This window comes from Streptomyces musisoli (genome assembly GCF_016741855.1).
In the GTDB taxonomy this organism is placed as follows: domain Bacteria; phylum Actinomycetota; class Actinomycetes; order Streptomycetales; family Streptomycetaceae; genus Streptomyces; species Streptomyces musisoli.
In genome coordinates this window covers 14,665-37,938 of record NZ_JAERRH010000035.1, presented here as the reverse complement: position 1 = coordinate 37,938, position 23,274 = coordinate 14,665, and the positions used below count along the sequence as shown (strand labels likewise).

Genomic DNA, 23,274 nt, shown 5'->3' with positions numbered 1-23,274 from the left:
GCTCCTCGCGGTGCTCTTCGACGAACCGCTGTTCCGGTAGCTGTCGTGCCGCGAGCTGTCGTGGCTGGAACTGTCGTGCCGGGAGTTGCCGTGCTCCGAGCCGTTGTGCTCGCGGGAGCTGTTGTACCGAGAGCCGTCGCGGTACGAGCTGTCGTAGTGGTGCTGGTGGCTGGTGGAATGCGCAGCCACGTGGTGCTGCACCATCGGCGCCGCCTCGGCACTGGCCACACCGAGCCCCCCGGCGGCCAGTGCGGCGATGCAGGAGATACCGGCGATGCGGGCGGCGTGACGTCGAGCGTTGAACATGAGAATCCTCGTGGTGCGAAGTTCGGAGTGGATCGCGGTTCCTTCGGGAGGACCTTGCGTACTTCCAGTTCACCGCTCACCGCCCCTGCCGTGTGTCCCCCGGTCGGTGGACCGGGCGGCTGACCCGTACATCACCTCGTCGGCCGATGGAGGCACCGGGGAGCCCGGCGCGGGCCCCCGACGGCCGGCGTCCGTGCCGGCCGCGGTCGCGGGCGGAGCTTCCGGCGCTGGTCGTGAACGGAGCTTTCCGCGCTGGTCGTGGGCGGAGCTTCCGGCGCTGTCCATAGAGGTCGACACACTGTGTGACGCTCACTCGCGGTTCGTGAGCAATGCCTTGCGGAGGAGCTACCGCGCGGAACGATGTTCCGCTGCTCATGGGCCGCTGTCAGTGCTGTCGGCTCCGCACCCGCGCGTGCACTCCCGGCCGGACGCGTAAAGCCGCGGACCGCGGCGCAGGATTCGGCTCCGCGGGACCGTTCGAGGCATGACCGATTTATTTCAGCCCCCTGTTTTCTCAGCTCCGTCGAACCGGAGTTCGGCAGGCCGGGGCGTGTTCCAGCGCACTTCGATGGCGTGAATTCCCGTGCTTTTTCCCACCGTTGACAATGGGTCCGGCGCACGGAGAACTTGGACGGGTCGACGAACTCCGGAGGTGGCTCATGACCCAGCTGCGTGTGTCGTTCGAAAACCTTTATGTCTTCGAGGACGAGGAGGCCGGAGACACGCGTATCGGCCTGTACGGCACCGTCACCGGCACCGACGGCGCCGTACTGGGCACCTTCCGCTGGAACCACCGCAACGGCCCGGTCGAAGACAATTTCGACTATCCGTTGGACGGGGATCCCGCACTGCCGAGCGTGCTGCAATTCGAGCTGAACGGCGCCGCACGCGTCTCCGTCAAGGCCTACACCGACAACGACGTGCAGTGGCCGGACGAGGGGCACCACGAGAATTTCCTGGGTGAGGCCGAGGTCCTCATCGACAACCGCGACCCCGCCACCCTGGGGCGGCTGCTGATCGGGCCGACCACCACCGACAACGGCCATCCGGGCATCGTCGTCACGGCGAACGTGCAGGCCGTCCCGCCGGCCCAGCGCTCCCACGTCCGGCTGGTCTGGAAGGACTTGGTGCTGATCAACGACGAGAACAGCGACTTCACGCACATGGCCCTCTACGTCCGTGCCCAGGGCCATGCCGATCCGACCGACCGGGAACTGCTCCGCTGGAACAACAACGGGGACCGGGTCTACGACGAAGCGCTCTTCCCGCTCTCGTACGGCACCCCCACGACCGTCTTCGACCTGGTGATGGACGGACCCACGCGCTTCTTCATGGAGGCCTACAGCCACGACGACGACCTCTGGCCCAGCGCCGAGAGGTACGAGAACTTCCTCGGCCGGGCCATGTTCGTCATCGACCCGGCCGAACAGGCGACCCTGGGCAGCCTCCGTCTCGGCCCCACGCAGACCGACCAGACCCATCCCGGCTACCTCGTCACCCTCAGCGCCGAGGTGCTCCCTCCCGACACCACCCCGGACCTCCAGATCACCGGCGTCGAGGCCACCCAGGCCGTCCAGGCGTTCCACTCGCCCGTCGCCCCGGACAACGCCGTCCCTCTCGTCGCGGGCCGGACCACCCTGGTCAGGGTCTACCTGGACTCCGGCGTCAGTCCGGAGGAGGGCGGGGGCCTGGTCACCGGTGTCACCGGCACCCTCGACCTGAACAACGGCGCCTACGCCGCGACTCCTCTCGCCCCGATCACGGCCCGGCCGGCGGACGCCGTTCAGCGCACCGATCTGGGTCACACGCTCAACTTCCGGATTCCCGCCGACCGGCTCGTCCCGGGAAAGGCGCGCATCCTCGTGCAGGCCTCGGTGGCCGGTTCCGTCAGCAACCCCGTGGAACTCCTCCTGGACGTCTTCGCCGCACACCCTCTGGACATCCTGATGGTCCGGGTCGAGACCGACACCGTCCCGGCGCCAGGCGACGCGGAATACATCACGGCCGTGAACCGTCTGACGGAGGTGTATCCCATCGCCGAGGATCCCGCGAAAAGCATCCGGTACTGGCTCCTGCCGGGCAACGAAGTCGTCCACACCTCCCGCGACTTGGGCACGTTGGCGGGGATGAAGCACTTCCTGAACGACCTGGAGGACGTGCAGGAGGAGGCGGCCGATTACAAGAAGCTCTACGCCCTCGTGGACAGGCGTGTCCACATGGAGCGGGTCGGCGATTCCAGGAGGGAGGACAACGTTGCTTTCGGCTACGCCGATCTGACCGCATCCGTGGCGCACGAACTGGGCCACGTCTACGGCCTGGAACACGCGCCGTGCGGTCCGCCGGACGACAAGCCCAAGAACACGGACGCCAACTACCGGCCGCCGGACGGCTCCATCGGCGACGTCGGCGTGGACCCGGTCCGGCTCGACGTCTACCCGGCCACCGTGCCCGACCTGATGGGCTACTGCAAGGCCTCCGGCGCGACCACCCCCTACGACCAGTGGATCGGCGTGCACCACTGGAGCCGGCTGCGCCTCTTCCTCGCCGAGCACGCCGCGGAGCGCGCCGCGCGGGCTGCGCGTCCACCGCTGGAACTGCCCGCCGGACTCGTCGCCGCGAGCATGCCGTTCCCGGGCCCCTTCGTCCGCGTCCGCGGGAGCCTGTCGGTCTCCGGGACCGTGAGCTGGAGTCCGGCGCTGCGCACCGCCGCCGAGCCCGCGGCCACGCGTGCCGCGCCCGGACAGGGCTACGAGGTGTCCTTCGAATCAGCCACCGGCGAGATCCTGGCCCGCACCGCGACCGAGCCGCGCTTCCACTCCGCCGCCCAGACCGAGGCCACCTTCACCGCCCGACTCCCCTACCACGAGGGCACCTGCCGCATCGTCCTGACTCTGGACGGCACCGAACTCGGCGCTCTGCGGGTGCCACCCGCGCCGCCGCACTTCGCCCTGCTCGCCCCGGCCGCTCATCCGCAGATCGACACCGAGGGAATCCTCCACCTGCGCTGGCGGCAGGTGGGAGGTGACACCGAGGCCGACCCGCCTGCCACGTTCTTCGTGCGGTTCTCCCATGCGGACGGCGGCACTGTCCTGCGGCCGGGCGTCAGCCTCACCGGCGATTCCTACGACCTGGACCTGCGGGACCTGCCCGGCCACCGCCGGTGCCTCGTACAGGTCATCGCCACCAACGGCTACCACACCTCGTACGTTCAGACCCCGTCGTTTGCGCTGCCCCCGCGGCCTCCGAAGTTCCTGCTGGCGGCCTGCGAAGGTCCCTTGTTGCACGTCCAAGGCCACTCCCCACAGCACGGCCCGCTCACCGGCCCCGCCCTGACCTGGAAGGTCGACGGCCAACCGGCACCCGTCACGGGCGGATCCCTCGAGGTGCGCTCCCTCGGTCCGGGCACCCACGACCTGGAGGTGACCGCGACGGATCCGGACGGGCTGACGGTCACCCAGCGCCTGGGGAGGTACGACGGCACGACGGGCCTGCGCGTGTCGCCCGGTCCGGGCCTCTAGGCGGCCTCCGGCCCGCGGGTCTCCCAGCCCCGTCCCCGGACCGGCCCTCGGGTCTCCAGGCCCCTCCGGGCCGGCTTCCGGGGACGCGGCAACGCCCGAGCGCTCACCGCGCGAGCACTCAACGCTGCACCCATGCTGGAAGGGAGAGGGGGGTGTGACAGCGGAGGAAGTGATGGAGATGCGGACCGTTGTCGACCTGACCCGCTGCCAGGGCTACGCCCAGTGCGTCTTCCTCGCACCGGAGATGTTCGAGCTGCACGGTGAGGAGGGGTTGCTGTACGTCACGGCCGTCCCCGACGACCAGGTCGAGCGCGTCCGCCAGGCCGCAGCCGCGTGCCCGGTGCAGGCGATCCTCCTCGGCCAGGAGGTGAGCCACGGTGCCCGCTGACCTCAAGGACGGCCGTATCGTCGTCGTCGGCGCGTCGTTGGCCGGACTGCGGGCCGCGGAGGCCCTGCGCGAGGAGGGCTTCACCGGCTCCCTGACCGTGGTCGGGGACGAACCCCATGCGCCCTACGACCGGCCGCCGCTGTCCAAGCAGGTGCTGCTCGGCCGGGCGACGGCGGACACGACCGAGTTGCCGATGCGCCGGGACCCGGACGCCGAGTGGCGGCTGGGCGTACGCGCCACCGGCGTGGACCTGCTCGCGAAACAGGTGCTGCTGGAGGACGGGGAGTCGCTGCCGTACGACCGGCTCCTGATCGCCACCGGGACGCGTGCGCGGCCCTGGCCGAACGCCGAGGAGGCCGCCCTGAAAGGGGTGCTCACCCTGCGCACGCGTGAGGACGGGAAGGAGCTGGCCGAGCAGCTGGCGGCCGGACCGGAGCGGGTGCTGGTGATCGGCGCCGGTTTCACGGGCTCGGAGATCGCGTCCGCCTGCCGGGAGATGGGGCTCCAGGTGACGGTGGCCGAACGCGGACCCGCGCCCTTGGTGGGCGCACTGGGTGGCACCCTGTCGAAGCTCGCGGCGGTCATGCAGCGCAACCACGGCGTCGATCTGCGCACCGGCGTGACGGTCACCGCCCTCAACGGCAACGGGAGCTTCACCGGCGCGCAGTTGTCGGACGGCAGCCACGTCCACGCCGACGTGTGCGTCGTGGCGCTGGGCGCGATCCGCAACGTCGAGTGGCTGGCCGACTCCGGGCTGGCATCGGGCCCGCGCGGGATCGCCTGCGACGCCGGGTGCCGGGCTTTCAACATGTACGGCATCGTCACCGACGACATCTTCGTGGCCGGCGACGTCTCCCGCTTCCCGCATCCGCTGTTCGGATACCAGATGCTCTCGCTGGAGCACTGGGGAAACGCGGTCGAGCAGGCCGAGGTCGCAGCCCACAACATGGTGAGTCCCGGGCCGCTGCAACGCCCGCACCTGGCCATTCCGACCTTCTGGTCGACCCAGTTCGGGCTGAACATCAAGTCCGTGGGGGTCCCCACCTTCTCCGACCACGTGGTGATCGCCCAGGGCTCCCTGGAAGCGCGCCGGCTGGCGATGGTCTACGGCTACCAGGGCCGGATCACCGCCGCTGTCACCGTCGACATGGCGAAGTCCATCGACTACTACCGGCACCTGATCGAGACGGCCGCCCCCTTCCCGCCGCCGCCCGGCGCTCCGGACCGCCCGCTCGCGGCCGACATCCCGATCCCGTCCGCCGTACCGGATCCCTCGGTGCTGTCCCACGGCCCGACCGTCGCACTCACCGGATACCTCCCCGACCGCCGGCTGACGGTGGTGTAGCACTAGTCCCGTCCGACCACGAGGAGCCGTCATGGACACCATGACCCTGCTGGCACGGATCACCGACTACGCCAGCCGTCCGAACCCCTACCCGCTGTACGCGGAGCTGCGCGACGCCGGTCGCGTGGTGCAGCAGGCGGACGGCAGCTACCTCGTCGGCGGCTACCACGACATCGCCGCGCTGCTCCACGACCCCCGGATGAGCGTGGACCCCCGCACGCGTGGTGAGACGACCCACGCGCTGCCCTTCCTGCGGCTCGACGACCCCGAGCATCACAGGTTGCGCAACCTGGCCATGCGCCCCTTCGGCCCGCCGCACAGCCCCGGCCGGGTCGACGGAATGCGGGACGAGATCGCCCGGATCACCAAGGAGCTGCTGGAGCCCTTGGAGGCGGGACGGCAGGTCGACATCGTCGACGACTTCGCCTACCCGCTGCCCGTCAGCGTGATATGCCGTCTGCTCGGTGTGCCACGCGAGGACGAGCCGTTGTTCCGCGCCTGGTCCGACGCTTTGGTCACAGCCGCCGACGTCAGAGCCGGGGACGAGTCCACCGAGACGCGCAAGGCCGGTGAACAGGCCCAGCTCGAGATGGGCGGGTACCTGGTGAATCTCGCCGAGCGGCGACGGGGCGCGCCGGCCGACGACCTGCTCTCCGCCTTCGTCAACGAACCGGACCCGGCGCTGCGGCTCACCCAGGAGGAACTCGCGGTGACCGCGGTGCTGCTCCTCATCGCGGGACACGAGACCACGGTCAACCTGATCACCAACGGGGTGCTGACCCTGCTGCGCCGGCCCGAGCAGCTGGAACTCCTCCAGCGCGAACCCGAGCTGCTGCCCAGGGCGGTGGAGGAGCTGCTGCGTTTCGAACCCCCGGTCCACATCCGCGAGCGGATTCCGCACACCGACATGGACATCGCCGGCACCCCGGTCCCCGCGACCGCGTCCGTCTTCCTGGTACTGGCCTCCGGCAACCGCGACCCCCGGCGGTTCCACGAACCCGACCGGTTCGACCCCACTCGCCCTGACGTCCAGCACTTCGGCTTCGGCAGCGGCATCCATCTGTGCTACGGCGGACCCCTGGCCCGTATCGAGGCGCAGGACGCGCTGGGTGCGCTGCTCCCCCTCCTTGCCACGGCACGCCTGGTCGAGGACCCGCCACCCTACCGGCAGAGCGCCATGCTGCGCGGACCGCGTCACCTTCTCGTCCAGCTGTGAGAGGCCGGCCACACGGCTCTGTCCAAGGACGTCGTCCAGCGCGGACCAGTACGCCACCGCTGGTCTCGAACGTGTGCCGTCAGGCTTCGCCGGTGGGTTTGGGGAGTGCGCGGTGGGCGTACCAGGCTTCGCGGGCCCCGGCGCGGGTGCCGCCCGGGTTCTGGCGGTGCCAGGCGCTGGTGAAGCGGTTGAACTCGAACTGTTCCGCGATCTCGCGGGGCCGGGCCGCGTCCGGGCGGGTGGCGTGCCAGTGGGCCACCGCATCCGCCAGGGTCCGGCCGGGATGGCCGGCGATGAAAGCGCGCATGAAGGAGTCGAAGTGGAAGCCGGGGCCGATCGCCTCGACGAAGTACCTCCGCAGGACCTGACTGCACCGCTGGCCGGGCGGGATCACGGTGTCGTGGTCGACGGGCTCCGCCAGCTGGGCGGTCGCCCGGCGGCGGGCGGGGGCGGGTGGCAGCGGCAGGCCGTCCAGCGCGGCGGCGAGCCGGGCGGTGAGCGCTGCCTTGCCGCCGTGCCGCGCGACGCCCATCGTGCGGGCGAGACCGGTCAGCTCGTCCAGCGTCCAGTACCAGCGCAGCAGCTCGGCACCGGTGAGGGCGGCCGTCAGCGGTGGCCTGGACCCGGCAGCTGTCGTACTGGTGTTCTGGTTCTCGTTCATGGCCGCCATTGTGCCGTGCCGCGTCTTGTGACTCCGTCCGCCTCTGCCGTTGGCGTTCCCGCCCGCGAGGGTGAAGGCGAGCGGGCGGCCGAGCGCTTGCACCGCATCGACGCCGCGGGATTCCCGGGGTTCGGAGATATGGCCATCGACGACGACACCTAGGTCTTCAACGACGGGGTGCAAGAGTTCGAGAGCTTCTGTAACTAGCATCGTATTCACGGGGTCCTGGGCGGACAGGCGTGCTGCGAATTACTTCGCCTCACTTCGCCGTAAACGCCCAGTCAGGACCGAGCGAGCGATCGCCGATCGTTGCTCATTCAAAGTCCAGGAAGTATCCGAAAAGACTGGCTACAGGAGGAGTTTCCAAGATGACGCAGGCAGGTGCTGCGAAGTTCGCCTCGGTTTGGCTGCAACAAGGCGGGCCGGCCGTGGAGGCACGGCACAACCTGACCTCTGATCAGCATCAGCAGACGGTCAACGATCTGTTCGGAAGAGGATTCCGGCCGGTCTGGGTCAGCGGCTACGGCAGCGAGCCCCGCTTCGCCTCCATCTGGGTACAGCAAGACGGCCCAGCGGTCGAAGCACGACACAACCTCACCTCAGACCAACACCAGCAAACCGTCAACGACCTCTTCGGAAGAGGATTCCGACCCATCTGCGTCAGCGGCTACGGCAACGAACCCCGCTTCGCCTCCATCTGGGTACAGCAAGACGGCCCAGCGGTCGAAGCACGACACAACCTCACCTCAGACCAACACCAGCAAACCGTCAACGACCTCTTCGGAAGAGGATTCCGACCCATCTGCGTCAGCGGCTACGGCAACGAACCCCGCTTCGCCTCCATCTGGGTACAGCAAGACGGCCCAGCGGTCGAAGCACGACACAACCTCACCTCAGACCAACACCAGCAAACCGTCAACGACCTCTTCGGAAGAGGATTCCGACCCATCTGCGTCAGCGGCTACTGATTCCCACGAGCCGCCGCGGGGCAGGGGAGGTCAGACGGGCCGAATGGTCGGGACGCCGGCCGGTTTGCATGCCGTGGACGCCCTTGCGCCGCCGGTGAGCGCGTCACTGCTGGGTGCGTCACTGCTGGGTGCGTGGCTGCTGGGTGCGTGGCACTGCCGGTGCGTGGCACTGCCGGTGCGTCAATGCTGACAGCTTCCGAAGGTGACGACGTAGGTTCCGCCCCCGCTCGCGCCTGCTCCGGCCGGGTCGGCCGTACCGGCCTGTGCCCCGCGCCCGATCTCACGCAGTCCGGGATCGAGGATGTTCGCCCGGTGGGGCGGGGAGTTCATCCACCAGTTGATGGCGGCGTCCGGCGTACCCGAACCGCCCCAGCCGGTGTAGGCGATCTCGGCTACCCGCCACGACACGGGGTTGGGGCAGTAACCGGCCCCCAGGATACGGCTCTGCGGCGTCGAGCCGGTCTGCGGGTTGACGTGCGGGTTCCTGCCCGGCCCCCACCACTTCTGCTGCACGGCCGCGAAGGCGTGCTGCTGAGCCGCTGTCGTCAGGCTCTGGTTGGCGGTCAGGGCTGGAAGACCGCGTTGTGTGCGCTGGGCATTGACGAGGCACACGACGTCGGAACTCGCGCACGCCTTGGCCCAGGCCGGCGACGCGGTGAACGGCACGAGTGTCGTCGACAGGGCTCCGGCCACTACGAGGCCCACTGCTGTTCCGGTAAGGGAGACCCGGTTTCTCATGGAAGTTCCACCTCCGCGATCACGAACAGTGGTGTCGGTCGGTGTGAGGAGCTCCCCGGGTACTTGGATCCACCTCTCAGACTGCCACCCGGTTTCCCTGATCGCTATCCAGTACGGGGGCGGCCCAGCCCAAGGTCCGGCGAGGGGACGGGGGTGCGGCAAGGGACGGGGGTACCTCGGACGCGGCGCCACGCCGAGGGTCGTCACCGCACCCCGGTGGTCGTCACCCGGCAGCCACAACCTGGCCGGCTGTCACCTGCGGGGGGGTGGGGAGCAGTGACGTGAGGTGGTCCCGTACGAAGTCCGCCGCCCTCTCGACCGACTCCTCGGCCCCGCCCGGGTCTTCGAACACGCTGGTGGAAACCATTACTCCATCACCGCCGTCGACCCAGTAGTACGCCACGAAGCCGGGAATCCGGCGCAGGAGAGGCACGAATCCCTCGTCCACTCGGCGGCCGGCCTCGACCGGATCCGTCACTCCTTCGTACCGCCGGACCACTGCGTACATGACTGATCTCCTCACGCGTCCCGAGGTCACCTCGCCCGAAACGACATACCCCTCACGCCGTGTCTCCTGCGCACGGGACGTTCGAAAGGCACACGGACAGGCGCATGGGCAGTCCGAACCACTTCCGCCGTCCCGGAACCGGTTCCCGCTTCCTCGCGCCGCCCCGCCGCCTGGCGACGGGAAAGACCCAAGCTCGCCGCCTGCCGCTCCTGTCCAGCGCCGCGAGAGAGCCTGGCCCGCACCGCCCGCACGGCCGTGATGGTGCATCGGAGGCCACATCCCACCCGGTTCGGTCAATATTTACTTTCCCGGATTCCAACTGCATAGTGGCGCCTCGAAATATTGGTGGGTCGCGCCGAGAGGGCCTTTTCTTGTCTCAGATCAACGATGTTGCCGCGCGCGAGGTGGAACGTGAGCGAGTTCAGGTTTCCGTCATAGGCGAGCTGTTCGACGAGCGGCTGGACGAGGCGCGGGAGCAGCTGGCGCGCGTACTCGCGTCACAGTCCGACGGCGCGGGCGAGGTGTACGAGAGGGAGGTGGCGGCCGGGCGGCTGGCGCGGGAGGTGCGCCGACTGGAGGGTGCCGAGGACGGGTTGGTCTTCGGCCGGATCGACCTGGTGGACGGGACCGTCCTGCGGATCGGGCGGCTGGGGCTCCACCGGGACTCGGACGAGCTGCCCGTGCTGGTGGACTGGCGGGCCGAGGCCGCGCGGCCCTTCTACGAGGCGACGCCGGTTCATCCCATGAAGCTGCGGCGGCGGCGCCATCTGCGCCTGTCGGGCCGCACGGTGACGGGGGTGAGTGATGAGCTGCTCGACGGCTCAGCACCCACCGCGCAGGACGTGGTCGGCGACGGTCCGTTGACGGCGGCGCTCCAGGAGAGGCGAACAGGACGGATGGGCGCGGCCGTTGCCACGCTCCAGGCCGAGCAGGACGCGATCGTCCGGTCGCCGCACCGCGGGGTGACGGTGGTGCAGGGCGGACCGGGCACCGGGAAGACGGTCGTGGCGCTGCACCGCGCCGCGTACGTGCTGTACGCGTTTCCGAAGGCAGCGGAGCGGGGCGTCCTCGTACTGGGGCCGAACGCACGGTTCCTCGACTACATCTGCCAGGTCCTGCCCTCGCTCGGGGAGAACGACGTCGTCCTGGCGACGTGCGGGGAACTGGCCGGCGTCGTACCGGGCGCCGTGGAATCCATCGAGGTGGCGCGCCTGAAGGGCAGTGCCGCGCTGGCCGACGCGCTGGCCGATGTGGTCCGCTCACGGCAGGCCCCGGGCGGCGACGTCGAGGTCCGGGTCGGTCAGGAGTGGATCCGTCTGCACGACAGGGATGTCGCACAAGCGCGGGAGGCGGCACGGACCAGTGGTCTCGCACACAACCGGGCGCGTCGGATGTTCAAGGAGCTGCTGGTCGACACCCTCACCCGTGAACTCGCCCGCAGCAGCATCGAGGCGCTCGAACGAATCGATGCGCAGGTCGCGCAACTGACCGGCCTCGATCTCGACCGGGTGGCGGCAGCGGACCTGCGCCGCCTCGGTGTCGACGACGCGCCCGCCACGGGTGCCGACGAGTTCGACGCCGACGCCGTGCGGGCCGACCTGCTGGAAGATGCCCTGATCGACAAGACCGTCGACGATCTGTGGCCGCGGCTCACGCCCGGTGACGTGGTCCAGGAACTGCTGACGGACGCCGACGCGCTGGACGCGTACCTGGGACAGTTCACCGACGACCAGCGAGCCCTGCTGTGGCGAACTCCCGGTGCGCCTTGGACGGATGCCGATGTACCGCTTCTCGACGAGGCGGCGAGCCTGGTCGACGGCCCGCCCGAGCACGTCTTCGGGCACATCGTCGTCGACGAGGCACAAGAACTCACCCTGATGCAGTGGCGGATGATCGTGCGCCGATGCCCGGGAAGGTCGATGACACTGGTCGGGGATTTCGCCCAGGCGGGCCCGGCGACGGTGGCCCGTGACTGGAAGGAGGCCCTCGGCCCGCACCTCGGAGGCCGCTTCGATCTGCGCACCCTGACCGTCGGCTACCGGACCACGCAGGAGATCCTCGCCACCACGGAGGACTTGCTCGCCCGGATCGCCCCGAACCGGCCGGCGATCCGGTCGATCCGGCGCGGCGAGGTGCCCCGAACCCTCGCCGCGGCCCCTGAATCGCTCGTCGCCACCCTCGTGCGGGAGCTGCAAGAGCAGGGCACCGCATACCCGGGCGAGTTGATCGGAGTGATCTGCGCCGACGGCCGGACGGAGCAGCTCGCCGCCGCGGGGATCGAACGGCATGCCCGGCTGGTGCCGGCCTCACAGGCGCGCGGCTTGGAGTTCGACGCCGCCGTCGTGGTCGACCCGGACGGAATCACCACCGCCCGCCCTGGTGGCGAGCGCGATCTGTATGTCGCCCTGACCCGGGCCACCAAGCGACTGTGCACGATCACCGTCTCGCCCACCACGGAGATCACGAGATGAGGGCCGGGCGGGGAGGGCTTCGGCAGCAGTCGCTCAGCGTGTACGGACCGAGGAGTCGGGCCACGACCCATTCCGGTGAATGGCGCGGACCGGCTTCTCACGCGCCGCCCGCGGATGACGGTCACGTCCGGGTCGGGTGACGGGTCACGTCCGGGTCGGGTGACGGGTCACGTCCGGGTCGGGTGACGGGTGGACGGGTCACGGGTCACGGGTCGGGTGACAGGTCACGGATCACGGATCACGGGTGACGGGGGGCGGGCCGTGAACTCACGAGGGGCCGGGTCCGTTCTTGTCCGTGTCCGGCACGGCGGTGGGGTGCCGCTCGGGCTGCGCGTGGACCAGCTCGGCGGTTTCCCGGATCAGCGGCTCGAACTCCCGCCGCACGTAGGCGTCGAACGGCGCCGTCAGCGCGCCGTCGATGACCCGCCGCACCCCACGCTTCACCGCGAGTTCCTTGATCGCTGCGCGGGAGTCCGGCTCCACACCCCCACCGACGATCAGCACCCCGAACTCCTCCGTCTCCAACAGTTTCCCGGCCTCCTCGTCGGTGCTCACCCCCTCCGCGTCGAAGCCGTCCGCACGCAGCGTCGCCAGTACCTCCGTCAACCTGGCAGGCGTCCTTCCCAGCACCAGCGTCCTCATGGCCGTTCCTCTCCGGTACGTCGACATCGGTGCATTCGAACCTAGAAGCTCAACCGGACTTGAGGTCAACCCCGAGTCCCGGCCCGCCCCGGCCGTCGCATGATCGGACAGGAACAGTGCGCCGACGACCCACCGTGCGCCCTGATCAAGGATCACGCTCCTCTCCCCCGTCATCCCGTCACCGCGTGCAGCCCATCGCCGCTGTCCCCCGGCATGTCGCCGGTTGCCCAGCGGCCTCTCGAGTCCTGGTCGTGCATGCTGTGAAGCATGGCCACGATCCACCGCCGCCCCGACACCGTTCCCGTCGGGGCGCTGCTGGCGGCAGTCGGCGGATTCCTGGACGCCTACACGTTCATCCGGTACAACGTCTTCGCCAACCTCCAATCGGGCAACGTCCTGCTGCTGTGCCTGGAGGCCACAGCCCGGCACTGGCACCGAGCGATCTCCCTGCTGGTCCCGGTCGCCGCCTTCGGCGTCGGCGTCCTGCTCGTGGAAGTACTCGGCCTGCCCGGCGTGGAACGCCTCGTGCGCCGGCCCCTGCGGCTCGTCCTCACACTGCAGATCGCGGCGCTGACCGTCGTCGCCGCACTGCCCGCCGACGCGCCCGAACACGTCACCACCGTCACGGTGTCCTTCGTGGCCGCGCTTCAGTTCTCCACCTTCACCACACTGCGTGACGCCCCCTACACGACGCTCGCCGAAAGCGGCAATATGCAGAAAGCCCTCGTCGCCGCACATCAGTGGATGGCGGGGAAAGACCCGGCGGCCGCACGGCGCGCGGGACGGTACGGGCTCATCGTCACGGCGTTCGTGGCCGGCGCGGCCGGTGGCGCGATCCTGACCCGCCTGGCCGGCCCTCCCGCCGTCGGCACAGCCGCCGCCCTGCTCGCCGCCGTCCTCGCCCTCCAGATCCACCAGACCCGCCGGCTCGAACGCCAGGCGCCGGACTCCGGGGCGGGACCGGCGCCGTCCTCGTCCCCACCACCCCCTGAACGCTGACCGCCCACCCACCGCGCCACGCCCCGGGCGGGGCAGCGGGCGGCGCCCGTGGTGCGGGACCGACAGAACGCGGCCGCACATCGGGAATCGGCGCAGCGCACTGAGCGAACCCCGGTAGCAGCGCACTGAGCGAACCCCGGTAGCAACGCCTGCACCTGCGGCAATGCCTCAGCCCAAGCGGCCATCACGTTCCGAGACCGCGTTCCGGGCCGAACACACCGACCGGCGGCACCAGGTCGCAAGGGCCGGTCGTGATCGATCACGGGCCGACTCTCACCGCCTGTACGCTGCCGGCACGCTCAACTCCCCGCCTTGCCGGAACCGCCGGGCCTGCCGGACACGCCGGGGCCACCGGGGCCACCGGGGCTGCCGCCCGTACTCCGTGCGATGCGCTCGTCGTGCACGAACAGGCCCAAGCCCGCCGCCAGCACCACGCACGCGGCCCACACCGCGTGCACCCCCCAGACAAGCGTCAGCCAGCCGCTGCCGAACGCTCCCGCGAGGAACGCGAGGACCACACAGGCGAACTGCCACGACCGGCGCCTGGCCTCCCGGTCCTTCTCGACCATCGCCTGATGGGCGTTCTGCATGGCCGAGCGGAGGTTCCCGGTGGTCATCGTGCTGTTGTAGACGGCATCGACAAGCATGCGGAACATCGACATCTGCACGGCTGCCATGAACGCGACCAGCACGGTGACCAGCGCATCGGGTGCACCGGCGGGAATCAGGCCGACCACCGCCAGCACGACGATCTCCAGGCACATGGCCACACACGCCGGCCAACGCAGTACCGCCGCCACCCTGGGCCGCCTGAGCGTCTCGGCGACGAGCACCCCGGCGAGGAAGGCGAGAATCGCGGGCAGGTGTCCCACCGCCTGCCACCAGTGCCGCTGAGCGGCCGCGACCGCCAGCAGCACCACGTTGCCGGTCTGCGCGCTGGCGAACACGCCACCACGGCTGATGAACGTGTACGCGTCCAGGCCGCCACCGACCATCGCCAGCAGCACCCCCAACCGCACCGACCGGTCCGTCGCCGGTAGACCCGCCTCCGTCGCGGAGCCGCCCGTGGGCCCGGGCCCACGCTCTGGAACGTCCCCGGACGGTGGCGTGGCACCCGACATGCCCTTCACACCTTTCCCGACTGCCCACCCTCGCGACCTGTGCCGCCGGACGGCCCCGACCAGGCCCGCCGCCGGTCCCTCTGGACGCTTCAGATCATCTCCCACCTTCGAGGCCGGTGCACGGTCGTGCGCGACGGAGGCGTAGAGGCCCCACCCGGTGCGGACGGCACAACACTCATCCGTCCGCTCCCCCGGATGGGGGACCCCCCGCGGCACACGCCCGCCCTACCGTCATCACGGCAACGGCCCGAAGGGGCCGCGGGAAGGCGAAGGTGTCATGCACAACGAACGAAGCGACCACGAGGGACGCGTCATCGTCGGCGTCGACGACCACAAGGGCGGCGTCGTGACACTGCGGTGCGCGGCCGAGGAAGCCCGGCGGCGCCATGCCGTACTCGTGGCCGTCACGGTGTGGAGCCCCTACGGCGGCGAGGCCGCGGAGCGCGCCCTGCCGTGCCCCGAACTGGACGCGGCCCAGAAGGCGTCCGCCCAGGCCATGCTCGATGCCGCCTGCGAAGGCGCCGGCCTCACCGACCTCCTGCCCGTGCGGCGCCGGGTGGAAAGGGGCCTTCTGGGTCCGGTTCTGGCCCGCCTGGCGCACGGCCCGCAGGACCTGCTGGTGATCGGCCTGCGTCACCTGCGGGCATTCGCCTCGCTGCGCCCCTCACCCGACCGGTACTGCCTGCGCAACGCCGCGGCCCCCCTCCTCATCGTCCCTCCCGACTGGGCACCGGGTGCCCCCGGGCCGGCAGCGGCCGCCTGAGAGGCCACTCGCGAAACGGGGTGGAAGACGCACGCGTGACCAGGAGAGGATCTGCCCTCGGCCACCGAAGAAAGGACAGCCATGGGCGACCCTCCCCCCGGAGAACTCATCGTCCTCGCCGACGACGAAGGCAACAGCGTCACGGTCGGCGTTCTGGGGCGCAATCCCAGGTGGACCGCCGGACTCGAAGCGGAGATCGTCGTCAGGACACCCTTCGTGTCCGGCCGTATCGACCTGGCGCTGTCCGTTTCGAGGCTGGAAAGCTGGGGCACGGCGCTGGACCGACTCGATGCCGGCGAAGACATCGCCTGGATGGAGATGAGCAGGGGGCCGTCCCTGTTCATCCAGCTCGACGGCGAGCGTGGCTGCCCGGAGGTCGTCGTCGAGGACGAGTCGGGGTCCATGGTCACCGTGCGGGTCCCGCTCGTCCCTCCCGATGACTGGATCGCCGCCCACCGTCAGCGTCTGCGCCAGGTGATGAGGCATTGGATTCCGATGCTGTCGGAGTCCTGAACCACTGGGTTCGCGCTGCTGTGGGAGTAGAGGAAGACTCGGCCGCGGTACGCCGCATGACGTCATAGGTGCCAGGACACCGTTTCGCCCTGGTGAAGGCTGCTTCCTACGTCCCTGATGAGACTCGGGTGGCCCGGGGAAAGCCCAACTCGTCCAGCAGCGCACTGAAGAGGTCCTCCGCAAAGGTCTCCCGCGAGCGCAACAGCGTCTCGATCCGGGGCTGCTCGCCCGTGCCCGTGATCCCGGCCGATGCGGCCCAGGCGAGGGCGCCTTCGGCGCCGGCCGGCACGTGCGCTTCGAGTTCGGCGCGCTTGCGCCTCACCGCCTCGTCGAACTCGGGCGTGCCCACCCACAGAGAGACGTCGTCCAGGTCCTCGGGTTCCTCGGCGAAAAGTGCCGCGGCCTTGTCCAGGTTGAGCCACGCCTGCCAGCGTTGACCGTCGGTTCCCAGGCCGGTCACGAAGGCGATGTCACCGTCGGAGACTTCGGCGACGCAAGCCGGCGCGCCTGTCCATACGACCAGGGCGGACAGATAGCCGTCCGCCCAGATCCCGTGATCGAATCGAAGGGTCTGCCAACCGCCCGGCCGCGGCAACCACGCGTCCACGGTGTCCTTCAGTTCCTGACCGATACCGCCGAACACGGGTGCTTCCAGCAACGGACGCCGGCTGCGGGCGAACACCAGGTGACCCGAGAATCCCACGAGATCTCCTCCTCAGAGACGACATGCGCACCATACGGGTCACCACTGACATCCCCCCCGGCGGAGCGTCGGCGCCAGGGGTTCAGGCCGGGACGGCGCCGGATCCGGGCGCAGACCGAGGTGGGCGGCCGAGCCGCAGCGACCGGGCCGGAACCCGGGCGGATGCGGTCGCCTCCGGCCGGAGAGAGCATGGGAAAAGTGCCTGACCACCAGCCTCACCCCTGTCTCAGACGGCTCCTCGACACGGGACACGGCCATGACAGACCAGACGGACACATGCACAACCCTGCACCGCGACTCCGCACTCGCCGAAACCTTGCGGGACGTGATCGAACAGCTCGGAGCGAACACGGGCCTGGCATACCTGCTCGCCGACGACGACCACACCCTGCGCAGCGTGATCATCGGCGGAGCCCAGCCGGCGATCTACACCATGCCCGAACGCGTCGCCACCGACGCCCCCTATGCCACGGCCGCCGCGTTCCGCAGCGGGCAGATGACCACGGCGGGCTTCCCCACGCCCCACCCTCCGGGGCTGAAATTCGCCAGCCGCATTCCCTTCCCCTATTCCGTGGTCGCCCTGCCCATCGACACCGACCATGGCCGCCTCGGCACCATCGCCTTCGTCTGGGTCCCACCGCGCACCCACTTCCTCCGCGCTGACGACGTGGCCTGGCTGAAGGAGAAGACCGAAGCCCTCGGCCGTACCTTGCAGGCCATGGCCGACCGGGGCGTCGACATGCGCCCCGGTACCAAACCCGCCCTGGTGCCGGTGTACGGTCGCCGGCCGGACCCTGCGGGGAGTGTCAACATCGGATGGGGACTGCCGGACTGTCCCGGCTCCACCGAGGTCAGCTTCATGTACCAGATTCACCAGCTGGCCGCCGAGCTGAACGAGGCGACCAGCGTCAGCGACGTCATGGCCGTCACCCGGCAACGCATCATGACGCCTTTCGGGGCCACCGCGTTCCTCGTCCACATCCTCAAGGACGGCCGGCTGTGGGTGGCGGGACACAGCGACTATCCCAGCGTGGCTCTCCGCCTCCTCCACGGCGCCGCGGCCACCCCTCACCGCCCCGACGCCGACGCCCTGCTCACCCGTACCCCTCTGTATTTCGTGGACCGCTCCACCCTTCTCAACGCCTATCCCCACGCCGTCGACGACGACCTCGAGGCCACCGCCTATCTGCCCATCACCCCTCATCGGCAGCGCCTGGGCGTGTGCACCCTCGGTTTCCCCCACCCGCGCACCTTCAGCTCCGAGGAACAAGCCGTCGCGATGCTGATGATGGACCTGCTCGGCCCCGCCCTCGAACGCGCCACCCTCACGGAGAACGCCCGGCGGCTCGCCGAGAACCTACAGAACAAGCTCCTGCCCCGGGACCTGGTCGAAGTCCCCGGCATGATCACAACCGCCCGTTACGTCCCCGCTTCCTCCACCGCGGGACTCGGCGGCGACTGGTACGACATGATCCCGCTGCCGGGTGGCCGCATCGCCCTCGTCGTCGGCGACGTCGAAGGGCACAGCATCGAGAGCAGCGTCGTCATGGGCCAGCTCAGGAGCGCCGTCCGCGCCTACGCCACGGAAGGCCACTCACCCGGCATCGTCCTCACCCGCGCCAACCGCCTGCTGAACGAACTCGACACGGACCTCATGGTCACCTGCTGTCTCATCAACTTCGACACCACCACGGGCACCGCCGAAACCGCCATCGCCGGTCACCCCGCGCCGCTCATCCGCACACACGAGGGCGCCCTCACCAGCCCCCGTCTTCCCGCCGACATCCCCCTCGGCGTCAACCCCGACACCCGCTACGCCACCACGGACATCCCGCTCGCCCCCGACACCACCCTCTTCCTCTACACCAACGGCCTCACCCCCACCCCGCAGACCGGCACCGACAGCGACACCGACACCGATCTCTGGGCGCAGACCCTCCTCGCGCCCCCGCCCCCCAGCATCGAAAAGCTCGCGGACCTCTTGATCCAACGAGCCTCGGTCCACACCACGGCCCACCACGACGACGTAGCCCTTCTCATCGCCCACTACGAAGGCCCGGTCCCCGGCCCCAACCGCCGCATCACACGCATGACCTTCCATCGCCACGACCTCCGAGCCGTCAAGACCGCCCGCCAGTTCATCACCGACAGCCTTCACACCTGGGGACTGGACGACCTCATCGACAGCACCCAACTCGTCACCTCCGAGATCGTCACCAACGCCCTCATCCACGCCGACAGCGACGTCGACCTCCGCCTCCGCGAGTACCCCGACCACCTCCGCCTGGAGGTACGCGACACGGATCCCACCCCGCCCATCCCCACCGCCATCACCCTGACCGCCGAAACCAGCCAGCACACGGAGCACGGACGAGGGCTCCACATCGTCGACGCCCTCTCCACCGAGTGGGGCAACGCCCCCACCGGCCGCGGCAAGACCATCTGGGTCGACATCTACAACACCACCTAGGAGCCGTCACACGGCTCACTGGTGGGGCGGGCGTAGCCCGTCGAAGATCACGTCGAAGATCCGCTACCGGGCCGCCAGTGGCGCCCTGCCGCAGTTGGTGGCGGCGCTGGACGGCAGGTTGGGCCCAGTGCGGGGCCGCGGAGCCGGACGACTTCCCGAGGTCTGGGCTGCGGCCCGTTCGCCGAGATCGAACACGGCCGGACTTGCTGCGAGGATGACTGCTCCACCTGGCAGCGCAGGGTGGGCCGTCCCGGGTGTCGCTGCCGGGCCTCAGGCCCGGCTGCCGTGACGGGGGCGATGAGTCGCCTACGGCACCGCCCCGTACGTGTCGGCTGCTCGTTCGCTGGGCCAACGCAGAAGGGGCCCGCTGTTGCGGGCCCCTTCTTCTGGTAGCGGGGACAGGATTTGAACCTGCGACCTCTGGGTTATGAGCCCAGCGAGCTACCGAGCTGCTCCACCCCGCGTCGGTGATGCCACTCTACATGGTCGACAGCGGGACTCCGGTCGGACCTCAGCCGCCGGACGATGTTGACACGGTGAGTCGCGGCGGCTCACCTGTTGACGAAGGTGAGGCTGGTCGCGTCGTAGCGGGTGCCGGCGATCTGGTCGGGCGGGGCGGCGGCCTCGATGGCGGCGAGGTCCTCGGCGGACAGCTCGACGGCCAGGGCCGCGACGTTCTCCTCCAGGTAGCGCTGCCGCCGGGTGCCGGGGATCGGCACCACGTCGTCGCCCCGGTGCTGCACCCAGGCAAGGGCGAGCTGGCCGGTGGTGACTCCCTTCGCCTCGGCGAGCTGGTCCAGTCTCGCGACGATCGCCAGGTTTCGTTCGAGGTTGCCGTCGGCGAAACGCGGCTGGCTGCGCCGCACGTCGGTCTCGGCCAGCCCGTCGACCGTGTTGTACCGGCCGGTCAGGAAGCCGCGCCCGAGCGGGGAGAACGGGACCAGGCCGATGCCGAGTTCGCGGCAGACCGGGGCTGTTTCCGCCTCGAGGTCGCGGGTCCACAGCGACCACTCGCTCTGCAGCGCGGCGATCGGGTGCACCGCGTGCGCCCGTCGGATGGTGCGCGTGCCGGCCTCGGACAGCCCGAGGTGGCGGACCTTCCCGGCCTGCACGAGTTCGGCCATCGCGCCGACGGTCTCCTCGATCGGCACCTGTGGATCGACCCGGTGCTGGTAGTAGAGGTCGATATGGTCGACCCCGAGCCGGCGCAGCGACGCCTCACATGCCTGCCGCACGTACGCGGCGTCGCCGCGGATCCGGGTTGGTTCGCCCAGTCGGTTGGCGAAGCCGAACTTCGTGGCCAGGACCACCTCATCGCGGCGCCCGGCGATGGCCCGTCCGATCAACTCCTCATTGTGCCCGGCGCCGTAGAAGTCGGCGGTGTCCAGGAGGGTCACCCCGAGGTCGAGGGCACGGTGCAGGGTCGCGATGGACTGCGCGTCGTCCGTGGCGCCGTAGCCGTGGCTCATGCCCATGCACCCCAGACCCTGCGCGGAGACCGCCAGGTTGCCCAGGTGCCGGGTGGGGACGTCGGTCATGCTGCTGCCTCCTGAGACTCGCGATCAACGCCCACGACGCTAGGTGTTGGAGCCCACTCCAAGTCAACCGGGCGCCGTGTGCCACTCTCCGGTGACGTATCGCCGTACCCGACTGTCCGCGAAGACGTGTCTGCCCGCTGCACAGCAGGTGCTGATCGCGACCGGAGCGCCTGAGGGTCCGGCGGTCCTGTCGCCTCGACCGTGGGAACAGGGCGGCTCCCGGCCTCCCGTCGGCCCATGAGTCATTCGTCGGCGACCCGTTGTCAGTGGTGGACGGCAAGATGCCGGGCATGACGACTTCTGCAGCAGTGATCGATGATGCCGCCGCCTACGCACGAGCGGTCCAGGACGCCGGGCGTGCGGCTGCCGCCTACTACGCGGGTGGCACGTCGACGCTGGACGATGACGCCTACGACCGCTTGGTGCGCGGGATCGCCGCTTGGGAGGCGGAACACCCCGGCCAAGTGCTGCCCGACTCCCCCACGGGCAAGGTCGCCGGCGGCGCGGCCGAGGGCGATGTGCCGCACATCGTGCCGATGCTCAGCCTGGACAACGTGTTCTCCGCGGAGGAATTCACCGCCTGGACGGTATCCCTGGGCAGGCGGATCGGCCGTGAGGTCACGCGGTTCCATGTGGGGCCGAAGCTGGACGGGCTGGCGGTCGCCGCCCGCTACAGCAACGGCCGCCTCACCCGACTGATCACTCGTGGGGACGGGACGGCCGGGGAGGACGTCTCGCACGCGATAGGCACCATAGAGGGGCTGCCCGCGGCCCTGGCCGAGCCGGTCACCGTGGAGGTGCGCGGCGAAGTCCTCATGACCACCGCCCAGTTCGAGCACGCCAACGAGGTGCGCACGGCTCACGGCGGCCAGCCGTTCGCCAATCCCCGCAACGCGGCCGCCGGCACACTGCGAGCCAAGGAGCGCGCCTACACCGTCCCGATGACCTTCTTCGGCTACGGCCTGCTCCCCGTGCCCGACACCACCCCGGCCCTCACCGAACGGCTGGACACCTCTGCACACAGCGATCTGATGGAGCTGGCCGCCGGCCTCGGAATACACACCAGCGCACGGACCGCGGTCCCGGACACGGTCGCCCAGGATCCCGAACAGGTCCTGGCCCGTGTGAAGGAGATCGCCGCCGCGCGCGCGGACCTGCCCTTCGGTATCGACGGCATCGTCATCAAGGCCGACCTCGCCGCCGACCGGCAGGCAGCCGGATCCGGCTCCCGCGCGCCGCGGTGGGCGATCGCCTACAAGCTGCCGGCCGTGGAGAAGATCACCCGGCTGCTGGAGGTGGAGTGGAACGTCGGCCGCACAGGGATCATCGCCCCGCGCGCCGTCCTCGAACCGGTCGTGATCGACGGCTCCACCGTCACCTACGCCACCCTGCACAACCCGGCCGACATCACCCGCCGCGGTCTGCTCCTGGGCGACCACGTCATGGTCCACCGCGCCGGCGACGTCATCCCCCGCATCGAGGCCCCCGTCGCCCACCTGCGCACGGGCGACGAACGACCCATCGCCTTTCCCGAGCACTGTCCCCGCTGCGGGTCCGGCATCGACACGCGCGAGGAACGCTGGCGGTGCGCCCAGGGCCGCAACTGCCACCTGGTCGCGTCCCTCGCCTATGCCGCCGGCCGGGACCAGCTCGACATCGAGGGCCTGGGCCAGACCCGTGTCGTCCAGCTCGTCGACGCGGGCCTCGTCAACGACCTCGCGGACCTGTTCACCCTGCGACGCGACCAGCTGCTCGGCCTGGACCGGATGGGCGAGACCAGCACCGACAACCTCCTCGCCGCGATCGCCAAGGCCAAGACACAGCCGCTGTCGCGCGTGCTGTGCGCGCTCGGCATCCGCGGCACCGGCCGCTCCATGTCCCGGCGCATCGCCCGGCACTTCGCCACCATGGATCATGTGCGCGCCGCCGACGCCGGGGCGATGCAGCAGGTCGAGGGCATCGGTGCGGAGAAGGCCCCCTCGATCGTCGCGGAACTCGCAGAACTCGCCCCGCTCATCGACAGACTCACCGCTGCCGGCATCAGCATGACCGAGCCCGGCGCGACCCCGCCCGCAGCGGCCGAGGCCGGGCCCGGAGGCGACGGCACGGCGGGCGCGCCGGCCGGCTCCGGCCCGCTGGCCGGCATGGCAGTGGTCGTCACCGGCGCCATGACAGGGGTCCTGGAACGACTCACCCGTAACGAGATGAACGAACTCGTCGAACGGGCCGGAGGACGATCCTCCTCCAGCGTCTCCAAGAAGACCACCCTTGTCGTCGCCGGCGAGGGCGCCGGTTCCAAGAGGGCCAAGGCCGAACAGCTCGGCATCCGCCTCGCCACCCCGGAGGAGTTCGCCGCCCTCGTCGCCGGCTTCCTCGACTGAGCCGAACAACGGCGTTGCGCTGCCT

At 70.0% G+C, this 23,274-nt stretch carries 19 protein-coding genes and 1 tRNA gene; 11 read left to right on the top strand and 9 right to left on the bottom strand.

Annotation, left to right across the window (positions count from 1 at the left end):
- Positions 1-306 (bottom strand): hypothetical protein (locus tag JK361_RS38320; protein WP_201827306.1); only part of this gene is annotated, 306 nt, incomplete at its 3' end.
- Between the two features lie 659 nt (positions 307-965).
- On the opposite strand from JK361_RS38320, the gene JK361_RS38315 reads away from it, so the two are divergent.
- From JK361_RS38315 to JK361_RS38300, 4 genes are all read left to right on the top strand, one after another.
- Complete coding sequence (locus JK361_RS38315) at positions 966-3,824, top strand: hypothetical protein (RefSeq protein WP_201827305.1); 2,859 nt, start codon at positions 966-968, stop codon at positions 3,822-3,824.
- A gap of 178 nt (positions 3,825-4,002) precedes the next feature.
- Positions 4,003-4,212: a ferredoxin gene (locus JK361_RS38310; protein ID WP_201827312.1), complete on the top strand. Its 210-nt coding sequence runs from the start codon at positions 4,003-4,005 to the stop codon at positions 4,210-4,212.
- Positions 4,202-5,557, top strand: a complete 1,356-nt coding sequence (locus JK361_RS38305) for an NAD(P)/FAD-dependent oxidoreductase (protein ID WP_201827303.1) — start codon at positions 4,202-4,204, stop codon at positions 5,555-5,557. Before JK361_RS38310 ends, JK361_RS38305 begins: the two co-directional genes overlap by 11 nt.
- A 31-nt stretch (positions 5,558-5,588) precedes the next feature.
- Positions 5,589-6,773 carry a cytochrome P450 gene (locus JK361_RS38300; protein WP_201827301.1) on the top strand — a complete coding sequence of 395 codons (1,185 nt, stop codon included), beginning with the start codon at positions 5,589-5,591 and terminating at the stop codon, positions 6,771-6,773.
- A gap of 79 nt (positions 6,774-6,852) precedes the next feature.
- Here the strand turns inward: JK361_RS38300 and JK361_RS38295 are convergent, their stop codons facing one another.
- Positions 6,853-7,434, bottom strand: coding sequence for a DUF6434 domain-containing protein (locus tag JK361_RS38295; protein WP_201827299.1), 582 nt, complete (start codon positions 7,432-7,434; stop codon positions 6,853-6,855).
- Positions 7,435-7,802: 368 nt separating this feature from the next.
- Here JK361_RS38295 and JK361_RS38290 point away from each other — a divergent pair, with 368 nt between their 5' ends.
- On the top strand, positions 7,803-8,402 hold the full coding sequence (locus tag JK361_RS38290) for a hypothetical protein (RefSeq protein WP_201827296.1): 600 nt from the start codon (positions 7,803-7,805) through the stop codon (positions 8,400-8,402).
- 180 nt (positions 8,403-8,582) lie between these two features.
- On the opposite strand, the gene JK361_RS38285 is transcribed toward JK361_RS38290, so the two are convergent.
- Together JK361_RS38285 and JK361_RS38280 are read right to left on the bottom strand one after the other, a co-directional pair.
- A complete protein-coding gene (locus JK361_RS38285) occupies positions 8,583-9,107 on the bottom strand; it encodes a CAP domain-containing protein (RefSeq protein ID WP_201827294.1) in 525 nt (174 codons plus the stop codon).
- A gap of 256 nt (positions 9,108-9,363) precedes the next feature.
- Positions 9,364-9,648 carry a hypothetical protein gene (locus JK361_RS38280; RefSeq protein WP_201827293.1) on the bottom strand — a complete coding sequence of 95 codons (285 nt, stop codon included), beginning with the start codon at positions 9,646-9,648 and terminating at the stop codon, positions 9,364-9,366.
- Between the two features lie 371 nt (positions 9,649-10,019).
- Between JK361_RS38280 and JK361_RS38275 the strand changes: the two genes are divergently transcribed.
- On the top strand, positions 10,020-12,119 hold the full coding sequence (locus tag JK361_RS38275; protein WP_201827291.1) for a HelD family protein: 2,100 nt from the start codon (positions 10,020-10,022) through the stop codon (positions 12,117-12,119).
- Positions 12,120-12,386: 267 nt separating this feature from the next.
- Here the strand turns inward: JK361_RS38275 and JK361_RS38270 are convergent, their stop codons facing one another.
- Positions 12,387-12,725: a hypothetical protein gene (locus JK361_RS38270; RefSeq protein ID WP_236054544.1), complete on the bottom strand. Its 339-nt coding sequence runs from the start codon at positions 12,723-12,725 to the stop codon at positions 12,387-12,389.
- A gap of 303 nt (positions 12,726-13,028) precedes the next feature.
- Here JK361_RS38270 and JK361_RS38265 point away from each other — a divergent pair, with 303 nt between their 5' ends.
- Positions 13,029-13,760 carry a YoaK family protein gene (locus tag JK361_RS38265; RefSeq protein ID WP_201827289.1) on the top strand — a complete coding sequence of 244 codons (732 nt, stop codon included), beginning with the start codon at positions 13,029-13,031 and terminating at the stop codon, positions 13,758-13,760.
- Between the two features lie 299 nt (positions 13,761-14,059).
- On the opposite strand, the gene JK361_RS38260 is transcribed toward JK361_RS38265, so the two are convergent.
- Entirely contained in the window at positions 14,060-14,767 is a 708-nt protein-coding gene (locus JK361_RS38260; RefSeq protein WP_201827287.1) for a YoaK family protein, read from the bottom strand.
- Between the two features lie 391 nt (positions 14,768-15,158).
- Between JK361_RS38260 and JK361_RS38255 the strand changes: the two genes are divergently transcribed.
- Entirely contained in the window at positions 15,159-15,644 is a 486-nt protein-coding gene (locus tag JK361_RS38255) for a universal stress protein (protein ID WP_201827285.1), read from the top strand.
- A gap of 81 nt (positions 15,645-15,725) precedes the next feature.
- Positions 15,726-16,157: a DUF5959 family protein gene (locus JK361_RS38250; protein WP_201827283.1), complete on the top strand. Its 432-nt coding sequence runs from the start codon at positions 15,726-15,728 to the stop codon at positions 16,155-16,157.
- Positions 16,158-16,263: 106 nt separating this feature from the next.
- On the opposite strand, the gene JK361_RS38245 is transcribed toward JK361_RS38250, so the two are convergent.
- Complete coding sequence (locus JK361_RS38245; RefSeq protein WP_201827281.1) at positions 16,264-16,860, bottom strand: hypothetical protein; 597 nt, start codon at positions 16,858-16,860, stop codon at positions 16,264-16,266.
- 256 nt (positions 16,861-17,116) lie between these two features.
- On the opposite strand from JK361_RS38245, the gene JK361_RS38240 reads away from it, so the two are divergent.
- Positions 17,117-19,330 carry an ATP-binding SpoIIE family protein phosphatase gene (locus JK361_RS38240; RefSeq protein ID WP_201827279.1) on the top strand — a complete coding sequence of 738 codons (2,214 nt, stop codon included), beginning with the start codon at positions 17,117-17,119 and terminating at the stop codon, positions 19,328-19,330.
- A gap of 387 nt (positions 19,331-19,717) precedes the next feature.
- Here the strand turns inward: JK361_RS38240 and JK361_RS38235 are convergent.
- Both JK361_RS38235 and JK361_RS38230 read right to left on the bottom strand, forming a co-directional pair.
- Positions 19,718-19,794: transfer RNA gene (locus tag JK361_RS38235), tRNA-Met, on the bottom strand.
- Between the two features lie 87 nt (positions 19,795-19,881).
- Positions 19,882-20,868 (bottom strand): aldo/keto reductase, encoded by a 987-nt coding sequence (locus tag JK361_RS38230; RefSeq protein WP_201827277.1) that lies wholly within the window; start codon positions 20,866-20,868, stop codon positions 19,882-19,884.
- Positions 20,869-21,158: 290 nt separating this feature from the next.
- On the opposite strand from JK361_RS38230, the gene ligA reads away from it, so the two are divergent.
- Positions 21,159-23,249, top strand: a complete 2,091-nt coding sequence (ligA, locus tag JK361_RS38225; RefSeq protein ID WP_201827275.1) for an NAD-dependent DNA ligase LigA — start codon at positions 21,159-21,161, stop codon at positions 23,247-23,249.
- Positions 23,250-23,274 lie beyond the last annotated feature (25 nt).